This window comes from Chitinophaga niabensis (assembly GCF_039545795.1).
GTDB classification, from domain to species: Bacteria; Bacteroidota; Bacteroidia; order Chitinophagales; family Chitinophagaceae; genus Chitinophaga; species Chitinophaga niabensis_B.
The window spans coordinates 1,758,800-1,772,895 of sequence record NZ_CP154260.1; the positions used below are offsets into that span (position 1 = coordinate 1,758,800).

9 protein-coding genes are annotated in these 14,096 nt (G+C 47.1%); all 9 read left to right on the top strand.

What is annotated here, in order from left to right:
* The 9 genes from AAHN97_RS07140 (at position 1) to AAHN97_RS07180 (ending at position 14,094) form a co-directional block, all read left to right on the top strand.
* Positions 1-1,623: a DUF5597 domain-containing protein gene (locus AAHN97_RS07140; RefSeq protein WP_343306874.1), complete on the top strand. Its 1,623-nt coding sequence runs from the start codon at positions 1-3 to the stop codon at positions 1,621-1,623.
* Entirely contained in the window at positions 1,620-2,723 is a 1,104-nt protein-coding gene (locus AAHN97_RS07145; protein ID WP_343306875.1) for a polysaccharide deacetylase family protein, read from the top strand. Before AAHN97_RS07140 ends, AAHN97_RS07145 begins: the two co-directional genes overlap by 4 nt.
* A 12-nt stretch (positions 2,724-2,735) precedes the next feature.
* Positions 2,736-3,608, top strand: coding sequence for an alpha/beta hydrolase (locus tag AAHN97_RS07150; protein ID WP_343306876.1), 873 nt, complete (start codon positions 2,736-2,738; stop codon positions 3,606-3,608).
* An 8-nt stretch (positions 3,609-3,616) separates the two neighbouring features.
* Positions 3,617-6,241, top strand: a complete 2,625-nt coding sequence (locus AAHN97_RS07155) for a family 78 glycoside hydrolase catalytic domain (protein WP_343306877.1) — start codon at positions 3,617-3,619, stop codon at positions 6,239-6,241.
* 185 nt (positions 6,242-6,426) lie between these two features.
* Positions 6,427-7,029 (top strand): RNA polymerase sigma factor, encoded by a 603-nt coding sequence (locus AAHN97_RS07160; protein ID WP_343306878.1) that lies wholly within the window; start codon positions 6,427-6,429, stop codon positions 7,027-7,029.
* A gap of 103 nt (positions 7,030-7,132) precedes the next feature.
* Complete coding sequence (locus tag AAHN97_RS07165) at positions 7,133-8,257, top strand: FecR family protein (protein WP_343306879.1); 1,125 nt, start codon at positions 7,133-7,135, stop codon at positions 8,255-8,257.
* A 91-nt stretch (positions 8,258-8,348) separates the two neighbouring features.
* Positions 8,349-11,732 (top strand): TonB-dependent receptor, encoded by a 3,384-nt coding sequence (locus AAHN97_RS07170; protein ID WP_343306880.1) that lies wholly within the window; start codon positions 8,349-8,351, stop codon positions 11,730-11,732.
* A gap of 14 nt (positions 11,733-11,746) precedes the next feature.
* Entirely contained in the window at positions 11,747-13,249 is a 1,503-nt protein-coding gene (locus tag AAHN97_RS07175; protein ID WP_343306881.1) for a RagB/SusD family nutrient uptake outer membrane protein, read from the top strand.
* A gap of 8 nt (positions 13,250-13,257) precedes the next feature.
* Entirely contained in the window at positions 13,258-14,094 is an 837-nt protein-coding gene (locus AAHN97_RS07180; RefSeq protein ID WP_343306882.1) for an endonuclease/exonuclease/phosphatase family protein, read from the top strand.
* Positions 14,095-14,096: the final 2 nt, after the last annotated feature.

The window sequence follows — 14,096 nt, forward strand, 5'->3', positions numbered from 1 at the left end:
ATGCGCATCATTGGTCTTATTACAACATTCTTATACTGCAGTTTTGTATGCCTGGCGCAAAAGCCGCTGCCATCTGTTGTAAAGAAACAACAGGGGAAAGGATACAATTTAATGGTAGATGGCAAACCTTTCCTGGTCTTAGGTGCCCAGTTATGGAATAGCAGCAGCTGGCCTTATATTATGGAAAAAACATGGCCGCAGCTGCGCGAGTTGCAATGTAATACGCTGGAAGCACCTGTGTATTGGCAGAATGTGGAGCCGGAGCCTGGTAAGTATAATTTTAAAGAACTGGACTCCTTGCTGGCAGGCGCCCGCAGGGAAAATATCCGGCTTATTTTATTGTGGTTCGGTTCTTATAAGAACGGCAGTTCCCAGTATGCGCCGGAATGGATCCTGACCCGTCCTGATCTTTATCCGCGCATGAAAGATGCAGGAGGGGGAGAGTTGCAGTTGCTGTCTCCGGTAGCACAGGCTAACCTGGATGCGGACAAAAAAGCGTTTTCAGCCCTGATGCGTTACCTGAAAAAGGCAGATGCGAAGGAGCAGACGGTGATCATGGTACAGGTGGAGAATGAGGCCGGCTCACTGGGTACAGACAGAGATTATTCTGAAGGAGCCAATGCGGTATTTAAGAGCGCCGTACCAGCTAAGTTACTACAGCAGCTGGGTAAACAGAGCGGTACCTGGCAGGAGGTTTTTGGTGTGGATGCACCGGAATCTTTCAGTGCCTATCACATTGCGCGTTACATCAACGAAGTAGCGGAAGGAGGAAAGCAGGAGTATGCATTACCGATGTACACCAATGCCTGGCTGCGGGAACACCGTTTCCAGCGCCCCGGTGATTACCCCAGTGGCGGGCCTACTTCCAATATGCTGCATATCTGGAAAGCCACTGCACCTAATATGGTATTGCTGGCCCCGGATATCTATCAGAACAACCTGGCTGCCATTGATGATCTGTGTACTAAATACAGTGCGCCGGATAATCCGCTCTTTATACCGGAAACAGGTAAAGGCCCTGATTTTGCCCGGTACCATTTTCACATGCTGGGTAATTACGATGCCATGGGGGTAGCAGTGTATGGCATAGATCCTTTCAGCGCTGACCCGAATGATGAACGCCGGAAAGAGAAACTGGATGATAAATTTGCCGGTATTGCCGCCAATTACCGTTTATTACGGGGCGCGCTGAACGAAGTAATAGCCTTGCAGGGTACAGGCCGCCTGAAAGCAGTGATAGAAGAACACAACCGTCCGGATCAATTAGTTAACTTTAAAGGATATGATATCCTCTTCAGTTATGGTTTCCCCACCTGGAAAAAGGACCGTTCCCCATCTGGCCGCGCACTGGTAGCACAACTGGCAGATAATGAATTCCTGCTGATAGGTTTTGATGCGAAGTTCCAGTTCAGGCCAACCTATGGTTCTGGTGCGCAAAGCGCTGAGATCGTAGCCGTAGAGGAAGGTTATTATGATGAGGGGAAATGGGTACGCAAAAGGTTCTGGAATGGAGATGAAGTGTATCATTCCACTTTATTGCAGGAAGGGGTGATCCTGAAGATAAAACTGCGCCCGGCGGGCAAAACATTTTCCGGTCAGATGAAAGCAAATTTTGAACAATGAGATGGAGCATAGTATTTTTTGTATTCGTAGCTCAGCTGGCAGTTGCACAGCACCGTAAGATCACCATTACGGTAGAGGATAAGGATGCGGTAGTCACTGTAGCCCCGTTGCGTTATAATAAAAGTTTCGCCTGCAGCTTTACGCTGGATGATGGCTATATATCTGCAGCACGTGTGGCGCTCCCATACTTTAACGGCGGCCAGGTAGCTGCCCCGTTCAAAGATCAATGGGGTTTTGACGAAGGTGGCGATGGCGCAGATTATCCCGGGCTTTATTATACAGATGGTTGCGGAAATGCGGTTTCCTTTAAAGCTGCAGTAGCTATTAACGCCAAAGCCATTCATTTTTCCTGGGATGAGCTGGCACAGATGAAACAAGCAGGCTGGGACATCCTGAATCATAGCTTCACCCACGCTACGGGGAAAGATGTGAAAGCCGGATGGGAAGTGGAAGAGAATACCCGTACAGTACAACAGCGCCTGCAGCATAACATGCAGCAGTTTGTAATACCAGGCGGAAAAGATGATCACCTGAGCGCGCCGTTTTACACCAATGCCGCTTTTGCACAAGGCCTGAAAGTAGTGCATAGCGGGCAGTACCCGGACTACTGGATAGAACCATCCACACGGGAAGACTGGAACAGGCTCTGTGCAGGCAGGTTATTCCTGAACAGTAAAACCAGTATGACGGACGTCGTATTCAATGGAATAAGGGAACACCTTGCAACCGGGAAATATTATTGGCTGAACACTTTCACACACAGTGTAGGCAACGATGATCTGTGGAATATCAGTTACCGCTTTGCTGATTTTAAGGAGTTATTCAATCGACTGGCAAAGGAGTATGGAAAGGAAGGAAAAGACAACATATGGTTTGCTCCACCGGAAGCAGTACATGCCTATGAAAATATACGCCGTACCGTGAAACCCCTGATCACCCGTTCGGGGCACCAGTTCAATATCAGCTTTGATGTGAACACCCTGGAAAAATACAACGCGCTAACGTTCCTGGTGCAAAGCAGTACCGCCATCAAAGAAGTAAAGGGTGTTAATTGCACGATTGAAAGTTATAATGGAAAACTGATCAATATAACCTGGTAATAAATCCACATCATGAAGAAACAAATAATGTCACTGCTATTGGCATGTATGGTGCTTCCCCTGGCAATACTTGCACAAACGGGGAAAGTGTTTGATAACCTCAGCCTGCCCAGTAAAATATTAAAGGGAGACAGGAAGTTTGCCATTTATCTGCCCCCTGATTATGAAACATCCCAACGTAATTATCCTGTGATGTACCTGCTGCATGGCGCAGGAGATGATCAAACCGGCTGGATCCAGTTCGGCGAAGTATTGAACATTACGGATAAAGCTATCCGTGAAGGCAAAGCTACCCCTATGATCATTGTAATGCCCGATGCCAATACCGGCCGCCGTGGTTACGCGAACGATATCAAAGGGGAATGGCGTTATGAAGATTTTTTCTTCCAGGAACTGATCCCTTTCATAGAAAAAAACTATCGTGCCAGATCAGAAAAACGCTACCGCGCGGTAGCAGGCCTTTCAATGGGCGGAGAAGGTACTTTCACCTATGCCCTGCATCATCCTGAACTATTCGCTGCCGCCTGCCCCTTAAGTGCAGCCACCGGCCCGATGGTACCAGAGGATGTTACTAAATGGATGCAGCGCCGCGGCCAGGATTCCATTGCTACGGCTGCGCAGATCAAAACCTATTATGAAAGGCAGAGTGTGTTGTACCTGGTGAACAATATGCCGGATGATAAAAAGAAGGCAGTGCGCTGGTATATTGATTGCGGTGATGATGATTTCCTGTTTGAAGGAAACTCCCTCGTGCATATCGCTATGCGCAAAAAAGAGATCCCTCATGAATTCCGGATCCGGGATGGAGGCCATAGCTGGGGTTACTGGCGTACGGCATTACCGGAAGTGCTGGATTTTGTTTCTGCTTCCTTCCACCAATTCTAAATAACATTATGCGTTCTATCATATTAGTTATCTGCCTTTTGTTTGCTTCATATGTATCCGCACAAAGCACGATGCAGGTAACCGATCTCCGGTGTGAATACATGCAGGAACCGTTAGGCATTGATGCAGCAGTGCCCCGTTTCACCTGGAGGCTAACTGATACAAAAGATACAAAAGGCCAGAAGCAAACAGCTTACCGGGTATTAGTGGCAAGCAGTAAATTCCTGCTGGATCAAAATAAAGGAGATATCTGGGATAGCGGAGAAACCACATCAGATCAATCCGCCCTCGTAACATTTAAAGGCAGGCCATTACGCTCCAATGAAGATTGTTACTGGAAAGTAAAGGCGGTGGATAAAGATGGCCGGAGTACCTCCTGGAGCAGCACTGCACGCTTTTCCATAGGCCTGCTTCAAACTACAGACTGGAAAGGACCATGGATAAAACATCCGGATGCAGCTAAAGAAACCCATATCTGGTACCGGAAGAATTTTACCCTGGATAAAGTGAATACAGCCTTCGTACATGTGGCATCCATGGGATATCATGAACTATATATCAATGGCCAAAAAGCCGATAGCCGCGTACTGGCACCCGCATTAACTCGTATCGACAGAAGAGTGATGTATGTAACATATGATGTTACAGCACTGCTGAAAAAAGGAAAGAATACGATCGCTGTATGGTATGGACCCGGATGGTCGCGGAATGAGTTCTTTGGCAGAACCATCTTCCCTTCTCTAAGGGTACAGATGAATGCCGGAACTTTCTCTCTCGCCACGGATGCCAGCTGGAAATGCCAGGTGAGCTCCAGTAAGAACACCGGAGGAAATCAATATGAGGATCATGGCGCTGAATACATAGACGCACGGTTATACATTCCGAACTGGCATTCAACAGCCTTCAACGACAGCGAATGGCGAAACGCCGTGGAAACAAATCATAAGGTGAGTTTATCTGCGCACAATATGGAGCCTGCCCGGATCATTGAAACAGTGCCCGCTACCGGTGTTACCGATACCATAAAAGGCATCTATAAAGTGGATATGGGCAAAAACTATACAGGCTGGCTGGAAGTAAAACTGCATGGCATGTCTGCCGGAGACACAGTAAAGATCATGGTGGCAGACGATCCTGTAACTATACAGGACTGGTCACAGGGTAATATCTATATCTGCAAAGGAGAAGAAGGGGAAACATTCCGCAACCGCTTCAACTATACCGCTGGCCGTTATGTGAATATCAGCGGACTGAAACGGAAACCTTCAGCAGCTGATGTAAAGGGCTTTGTTATTGCCACAGACATAGAACGCACCGGCCGCTTTTCTTCTTCCAGTAACCTGTTTAATAAGATCTATGAAACAGATCTCTGGACGTACCGCATGTGTACCACAGAGGGATTTACGGCGGATTGTCCACATAGGGAACGCCTGGGTTATGGAGAAGAAGTTTTTGCCACCGCCTGGGGTATAGGCCTGCCTAACTACCAGGTTGGCGCGTTTTATACCAAACACGTAAGAGACTGGTCTGATGTGCAGGAACACGATGGATGGATCCATCATACCGCACCGCAATGGAATGAACATTATGGCGGACCAATGTGGAGCAGTGCAGGGCTGAACGTGGCCTGGGAGTTTTACCGTACTTACGGTGATAAGAGGATCCTGGAGGCCAATTACAATACCAGCAAAAGATGGCTGGAGTTCCTGCATACCAAAAGCCAGTTTGGTTTGCTGGAAGCTTTCTTCGGCGGTGGTAAGTTCCTTGGAGATTGGGCGGCACCCGGTGGAAGGAAAGAGTTTGGCGGTACACCGGAAGCTACCTTCTTCAATAACTGTGTGTATGCCATGAATCTTAGTACCATGATTGAAATAGCAGGTATACTAAGGCATCCTGAAGATGCCGTGTTATACAGCAAAAGATTGAGGTTCCTGAAAACCCGTATCAATGCACAGTTCTTCGATCCGGCATTGAATATCTATATGAACGGGGACCAGGTGCAAACTGCATTCCCTTTAATGACCGGTATTGTTCCTGAAAAGTTATATGCCACCGTGCTCGCTAACTTTAAAGAAAAGATCTCCGCACCGGATGCTTATTTTGATATGGGGAGTTCCGGTCTGCCGGTGCTCCTGAAATTCCTGATAGAATACGAGGAGTATCATGAGGCATTCGCCCGCATCCTCTCTAAAACCAATGAGCCCAGCTATGGTTATTTCCTCGAAATGGGAGAAACCACCTGGCCTGAATACTGGAGTGTAGATGTGACCAGTAAGATCCATACCTGCTTCACAGGCATTTCCTCCTGGTTTGTCAAAAGCCTGGCTGGTATCCGTGCTGATCCCGCGCACCCCGGTTTCCAGTCCTTCCTGGTAAAACCATCCCCGGTGAAAGGTGTAACTTTTGCTGAGGCCGAAACCACTTCGTTGTATGGTGTGATCAAAAGCAGTTGGAAAAAGGAGGGTGGCAGATTTACATTGAATGTTACAGTGCCTGTAAACTCCCAGGCCACTGTTTACATGCCGGGAGAAAAGGTGAACAGCTTTAAAGAAGTAAAAGTGATAGGGAAGGAGAAGGGCCATATATTATTGCAGGTGCCCTCAGGCCGGTATACTTTTGTTGCTGAGAACTGATCCGCCTGCTGTTAAAAGCTTTTAACCCGCGCCAAAAGCGCGGGTTTTTTATTTAAATATTTGTATTTTACCCGCTGAGTGAACCAACAGACTACGTTATATTATCATTAATTCACGTTATACTTAAAACAGTACCATAGCTGTTTCTTGCTGTCAATATTATATTTGCTACCAAAATCAATGTGATGCCTGTTCAGAAAGTTAGTCACGAGATGGATCTGCTTGATAAAGTGTCGCAGGGAGATGAAAAGGCTTTTGGTGAGATCTTTCACCTATACCGTAATAAAGTATATACCATCGCCTTCAGGCTTACTGTAGCCAGCCCCGTGGCTGAAGAGATATTGCTGGATGTATTCCTGCAGGTTTGGCTGAAAAGGGAAGAGCTGAAGGAAGTGAAGCATTTCAAAGCCTGGTTGTTCACTATCACCCGTAACAGGACCTTCAGCATGCTCAAACAAATGGCTGCGCAAAAAATGGCGATCCCCATACCGGAGGACGGGGACGAGCTCCTGCTGCGTGCCACAGAACATCCCGGGGAACATTTGCAGGAAAAGGAATACCGGCAGATCCTCCGCCAGGCCGTCACAAGGTTATCCCCCCAGCAGAAAAAAGTATATACACTCATTAAAGAACAGGGCCTCAAAAGAGACGAAGCCGCCAGCGCATTGAATATTGCCCCTGAAACAGTTAAACGCCATCTCTCGGAAGCCATGCACTTTATCCGCGTCTATTGCCTTGCCAGGCTTGGTATGTTAGCGTCACTCACCCTCCTGAAGGAGTTGCTCTGAAAAATATTTTTTCTTTCACTGCCCCATTTCATTTTTTTTATCGTCTCTATTAGTAAACCGGCTGATCACCATGAATGAGTTCGAATCACTATTCCGGGCATATATGAACCAATCCTGTTCTGAACAGGATAAAGAAAAGCTGTTTGCCATGATGGCGGACAAGGAAAACGATGCCAGTTTGAAGGAGGTGATAGAGAAGGTGATGAATGAACCGGGAGAGGAAATAAAGATAGAAGAGGAGCGGGCAGACGAGATCCTGTCTGTATTGCAGCAAGCCATCCCCCGGAAGCATAAACGCGGAAGGGTAGCAGCCATTACCCGCTGGGCAGCTGCTGCGGCAGTTGTAACAGGCCTTGGCACACTGTATTGGATCTATCCCTCTTCTAAACCATCTAAGAACGGGCAACTGGCAACATCAGTCCCGGCACAGGATATACAACCTGCCAGCCAGGGTGCCATCCTCACGCTGGGCGATGGAAAACAGGTAACACTGGACAGCCTGCAGAAAGGCGTGATCGCCAACCAGGGCGGTACCCATGTATCATTAACGCAGGGCACCATTGCTTACGATGACCATCGTGCGGAAGAGATCAGTTATAATACGCTGAGCACACCCAAGGGCCGGTTATTCCATCTCGTATTACCGGATGGCAGTGATGTATGGCTGAACGCAGCCAGCGCAGTCACCTATCCCACCAGTTTTTCAGGAAAGGAACGGGTAGTTACACTGAAAGGGGAAGCTTATTTCGATATTAAGCCGGATGCAAAAAGACCTTTCTCCGTAAAGCTTACGGACAATACGGAAGTGAAGGTGCTCGGTACTGCCTTCAACATTAACGCATATGAAAATGAACGGGTAATTGCCACTACCCTTATAAATGGGAGTGTACAGGTGAACGCAGGGAATAACAGTTCAATATTGAAACCGGGTTACCAGGCCAGCATTGCACGTATCTCTCCTGGCATACAGGTGAACCGCGCAGATACCAGCCAGGTTCTTGCCTGGAAGAATGGCATCTTCAATTTTGAAGGCGCCGATATTCAGGTAGTGATGAAACAACTGGAGCGCTGGTACGATATAGATGTACAATATGAAAATGGAATACCCGGTATTACTTTCGGGGGAAAAATGGACAGAAACCTAAGCCTGTCTAATATCATGAGGATGCTGGAGATCTCTGATGTGCATTGCAGGCTTGAAGGGAAAAAGCTTATCATAAGACAATAACAGATTTATCGCTAATACAACCAGTACCTGTTGACTGATCAACTGCAGGCACTGCTATGCTATGTGTTCAACTTTATAATTAAAATCAATCATGTTCACATCTACTTTCAAAACGGGGAAGCCCCGGCTACTGTTGATACTGCTAGTGTTTGTTTGCATGCAGGCCAGCGCCTTTGCCCAAACAGTGACCATAAGTGCCAGGCAGCTTCCGCTGAAAGAGGTCTTTAGTCAGCTGGAGAAACAGACTGGTTATGTAGTGTTCTATAATGCCGCATTGCTGGGTAAAACCAAACCGGTATCTGTAACTGCCAAAGACATGGCCATTGAAGCCTTCCTGAAAACGATCATGGCAGATCAGCCTATCGACTACGAGATCAATAGCAAAACCATTACCATCAAAGCAAAAGTAACAGGAAATACCGTCACCCAAAATAGAACGCCCGGATCACAGGAACCTCCGCTGAAGGGAAACGTGATGGATGAAGAAGGAAATCCATTACCCGGCGCCACAGTATCTGTTGCAGGCACTTCACGCGGCGTGCAGACCAATGAAAAAGGCGAGTTTACAATAGAAGCCGGCAGTAAGGACGTACTTTTTGTAACATATATCGGTTACGACCGGCAGGTGATCAGGGTCGATGCTATCAAATTTCCACTAACGGTAAAGCTGGCGGTCTCTAAGAAAAGCATGAACGAGGTGGTGGTGATCGGTTATGGCAGCGTGAAGAAGAGCGACCTTACCGGCGCAGTATCTTCCGTGAAAATGTCTGATATAGACAATGTGCCGGTTACACGTGTGGACCAGATGTTACAGGGCAGGATAGCAGGAGCAGAGTTTGTATCTACTGATGGAGAACCCGGAGCTGCTACTACCGTGCGTATCCGGGGAACACGTTCCATCTCTGCCAGTAATGAACCATTGTATATTGTAGATGGCTTGATGGATGCCATCAAAAGCCTCAATGAACTCAATCCTTCAGATATTGCTTCCATCAACGTTTTAAAAGACGCCTCTTCCACAGCTATTTACGGTTCCCGTGGTAGTAACGGTGTTATCATCATCACCACAAAATCCGGTGCGGACAAACAGGGCAAAACATCCTTCACTTTCCGCAGTGATGTGGGGATCTCTGAATTACCCCGTGAGCTGGATATTATGAATGCCACAGAGTTTGCCCAGATGCAGAACGACCGTTATTACTTCAGCGCTGCTGCCAACCAAACAAAGCCGCTGGAGGAATATCCTTACCCCAATCCATTAGCACTGGGAGAAGGCACTGACTGGACGAGGGAAATATCCCGCAATGCTCCTTATCAGAACTATACGCTGTCTGCCACCGGAGGTGATAAAACCACACAATACTATTTCTCTGCCAACTATAACGATAACCAGGGTATCATCAAACGCAGCGGCCTGCAGCGTTACCAGGTGCGCCTGAACTTAGACAGGACTATCAGTAAATTTGTGAAGGCAGGCGTTCGCTTCAACTTCTCTAATGTAAAACGTGCGCTGAATAACGCGGATATAGGCACTAACACTTTATGGTACCGTTCCACACTTTTCCTGGCACCTACTATTGCTGCATATAAACCGGATGGGTCTTTCAATGACTGGAACTCTCAATGGTACAGCGGTACTTTATTTGATTCCCCGCTGGCAAACGTATTGCTGAAAACAAACGACAGGGTGGAAAAGAGCCTTAGCTCTATGTTATATCTTGAGGTGAAGCCTCTAAGGAATGTAACACTGCGTTCCACGATCTCTTATTCAGATTACAACCTGAACGATGATCAGTTCACGCCATCCACCATGCCCACCCGTGTGAAAGCAAATACCGGCGCTTACGCATATAAACGCAGTTATACGGATAACAACATCCTGAACGAAAACACCATCACGTACCGGAACACCTGGAACAAACGCCACAATTTCGATGCGATGTACGGATTCACCATACAGAAGAAAAATTTTGTGAACCTCACTGCCAGCGGCAGCGGTTACTTTGTGGATGATGTAGGGCCAAACGATCTGTCTGCTCTGCCTTCCAGGGAAACTGTTAACCTGGGCTCTTCCCTGGAGAACCTGGCACGTGTATCTCATCTGGGCCGCCTGAACTATAATTATAATAACAAATACTATTTAACGGTTACCATGCGTGCGGACGGTGCCTCCAACTTCTCTGCGGATAACAAATGGGCTTATTTCCCCTCTGCCGCATTCCGCTGGAATGTAATGAATGAACCATTCATGAAGGAGTTCAATAAGCTGGATGAATTTGCTATCCGCCTGAGTGGAGGTACTTCCGGTAATGATGCTATCTCCCGTTATCAGTCACTGGCCCGCCTGGCCTCCACAACAGGCGGCGCTATTTTCAGCGGCGCACAGCCGGTAGCTTATTACCCTTCCCGTATTTCCAATGAAGGCCTCAGCTGGGAAAAGACCACTACCTATAATGCAGGTATAGACCTTTCCTTATTCAACAAACGCCTGGGTATAGTACTGGAAGTATACCAGAGCAATACTTCAGACCTCCTGCTCACCGTGCAGCTGCCTACGCATGTAGGGTTTGGTTCCCGCCTGGCGAACATTGGCAAAACATCCAACAAAGGGATTGAACTCACTGTCGACCATGAAAACATCCGCCGCCGCAACTTTACCTGGTCTACCACTTTCACTATTGCACATAACAAACAGATGGTGGAAGATATAGGCGGGCTGGACAGGGTGGCTACTTACAACAATGCTCATGGCGCGCAGTATATGATGTACGGATATGAGAAAGGCCGCCCGCTGAATGCCCTCTGGGGTATGCAGTATGCAGGTGTATGGAAAAGCAACGATGAGATTACGAAGGATAAAACAGAAAAGAAATGGGCTTCCTCCGCCGTAAGTTATTATTCTCCCGGCCGCCAGCGTTATATCGATCAGAACCATGATGGCCTCCTTGATAATAAGGACCTGGTATACCTGGGGAATGCAGATCCCAAAGTATATGGTGGTTTGCAGAACTCCTTCCGTTATAAGCGGCTGTATGCATCTTTTTACTTCAACTACTCCGTTGGAGGAGATATCTATAACCCGGTTGAATTGTTCATGGGTACCGGTACTTATCTCAGCAACCAGTTCCGTTACATGGTGAATGCATGGCATCCGGTGCGGAATCCTAACTCAGACTATCCAAGGGCAGATTCAAAAGATGATATTCCTAACGACCGTTTTGTACATGATGCTACTTTCCTGCGTCTGAAAAACATCTCATTGGGTTACTCTTTCGATCTATCCCGCCTTACCGGTAAAAAGCTGCAATCACTGGCGCTTACGCTCAGCGGTAATAACCTGTATCTCTGGAAATATTACAATGGCTACGATCCGGAAGTATCCACGCAAAGCGAGGGTTCTACCATCCGCCGTATGGATAATGGTGCTTACCCGGCCAGCAGAACGTTCACTTTTGGTGCTGAATTAAAATTCTAAGTAAAAATATTTGTATGAAAGGAATGATCCACAAAATCATGCTTGTTGCGCTGGTAGCTATTTCGATGAGCAGTTGCAGCAAATTCCTGGAAGAAAAACCTGCCGGCTTTGTAAGCCCGGAAGGATTCTATAAGTCAGAGAACCAGTGCATCGCCGCCCTGAACGGATGTTACATTAACCTTACGGATGTGTTCAATTCTGATCTGATCATTGCGCTGGAAGCTACAACAGACCTTGCTTTTCTGAACTCTTCCCAACTGGATGCCAAGTTTGAGATTTCACCGGCTAACCCTGGTATGGGAGATAATGTCTGGACGGCCTGTTATACCGGTATCATGTATTGCAATGCTGCTATCAATGGTATTCAGCATGCCACTATTGCGGAAGATAAGAAACCTGCTTTCATTGCAGAAGCTGTTACACTGCGTGCCTTGTACTATTACGTGCTCACCAGTACCTTTAAAGATGTGCCTTTTTACAGGGATGATGTGAACAGTCTTAATGTACTGGAAAAGATCGCCAAAACAGGCAGGATGAGTGCGGATGATACCCGTGATTCCCTGATTAGGGAACTGCAGGAATACGTGCCGCACATGCCACAGATGCGTACCTCCGCCGTACCGCAGAACAGGGTGTCTGCGCCGATGGCTTATATGCTCATAGGCAAGCTGGCGCTGTGGAATAAGGAGTATGCTGTCTGCGCTGCTGCTATGCAGGAGATAAGGAAGATCTACGGCCAGCTTACACAATATCCGCTTACAGATACTTACTTCAGGAATAAGAACACGCCTGAGTCTATCTTTGAAGTGCAATACATCTGGTCTGCTGCCGGTATAAAGAAAACCTCACAGGTGGCCTGTTTCTTTACACCTACCAAAACTGCCGGAACCAATGTGTATGATGGTGTAGCGATCCCGGAACTTGGAGCAGAAGGCAATCCCTACAACTCCGTTACACCTACTGAATATTTCATGGACCTGTATGATCTCACAGATCCCCGCCGCGAGACCATCCTGGCTTATACGTATAATGGTGCTTATTTCAAGCGGCCCATGCTGAATAATGGTACAGGTAAAGCCTGGTTCGGCCCCAAGTTCTGGTGCCCCGGTATGAATAACGTTGCCGACGGAAATAACCAGAAAGTGTTCCGTTATGCAGATGCACTACTGATGCTGGCAGAAGCTGCCAATGAAACAGATGATCCCGCACTGGCATTGCAATGTATCAACGAAGTGAAAGCAAGGGCAAATGCTGCTTTTGTACTGCCTGCATATCCGGGGAAGAGTGAGTTTATGGTTGAACTGAAGAAAGAACGCGGCCGTGAATTAATGGGAGAATACGGCAGGAAATGGGACCTCGTACGCTGGGGTGAATTCTTTCAGCGGGTGAGTGAAACTTCCGCATTGGAATACGATATCATCAAAAATAACCTGCGTCCTTACCATGAATATTATCCTATACCGGATAAAGAAGTGGTGCGGTCCGGCGGTATCTTAACTAATCCTGAGTATAAATAGTACATACTATGAAATATATTCTTTGTATCGCGATGGCCATCATATCCATCACAGCAGTTAAAGCACAGCCATTAAAAGTACTAAGCTATAATATCCTGGAAGGGATGAAAACTGATACCTCTAAAGGCAAACAACTGTTTGTGGAGTGGGTAAAAGACAAGAACCCGGATGTACTGGCTCTGCAGGAATGTAATGGGTTTACACAGCTGACACTGGAGGCACTGGCTGCAACTTATGGCCATAATTATGCCGTGATCGTTAAAGAAAACGGATATCCCACAGGTGTAACCTCCCGTTACCCGATCGTGAACATCCGTAAAGTGAATGAGAACATGACGCATGGTTTTATCACAGCCAGCATTAACGGTTATAACTTCTGCATCCTGCACCTGAACCCGCATAAACACCTGAAAAGAAGAAGTGAAATAGCACAGGTGCTGGAAACACTGCGGTTACAGCATGGGGATAAGAACTGGCTGATGATGGGAGATTTCAATTCCCTGTCTCCTTTAGACAGTCATCGTGTGGCTCAAACCAATTTTGTAGAACGTCAGCGGGAAGTATCCCTGAAAAACCCCAACATCAGCAATCTTGCAAACGGGCAGGTGGATTACCAGGTACAGCAAAGCATCTTGCAGGCCGGATATGTGGACGCTGGTTTAACATACGATAAAACCGTGCAGAAAGAGACCGGTAAAAGCGGCATCCTTTCCAATACCCGCATAGACTATATCTACCTGAGTAAAGACCTTGCAAAGAAACTGCAATACTGCAAATTCATTTACGACGACTTTACGGCAAAGTATTCCGATCACAAGCCCATCATTATGGAGCTCAAAAAATAACT

Coding starts and splice junctions, on each gene's coding strand:
- AAHN97_RS07140 (WP_343306874.1), top strand. CDS start 1: ATGCGCATCATTGGTCTTATTACAACATTCTTATACTGCAGTTTTGTA.
- AAHN97_RS07145 (WP_343306875.1), top strand. CDS start 1,620: ATGAGATGGAGCATAGTATTTTTTGTATTCGTAGCTCAGCTGGCAGTT.
- AAHN97_RS07150 (WP_343306876.1), top strand. CDS start 2,736: ATGAAGAAACAAATAATGTCACTGCTATTGGCATGTATGGTGCTTCCC.
- AAHN97_RS07155 (WP_343306877.1), top strand. CDS start 3,617: ATGCGTTCTATCATATTAGTTATCTGCCTTTTGTTTGCTTCATATGTA.
- AAHN97_RS07160 (WP_343306878.1), top strand. CDS start 6,427: ATGCCTGTTCAGAAAGTTAGTCACGAGATGGATCTGCTTGATAAAGTG.
- AAHN97_RS07165 (WP_343306879.1), top strand. CDS start 7,133: ATGAACCAATCCTGTTCTGAACAGGATAAAGAAAAGCTGTTTGCCATG.
- AAHN97_RS07170 (WP_343306880.1), top strand. CDS start 8,349: ATGTTCACATCTACTTTCAAAACGGGGAAGCCCCGGCTACTGTTGATA.
- AAHN97_RS07175 (WP_343306881.1), top strand. CDS start 11,747: ATGAAAGGAATGATCCACAAAATCATGCTTGTTGCGCTGGTAGCTATT.
- AAHN97_RS07180 (WP_343306882.1), top strand. CDS start 13,258: ATGAAATATATTCTTTGTATCGCGATGGCCATCATATCCATCACAGCA.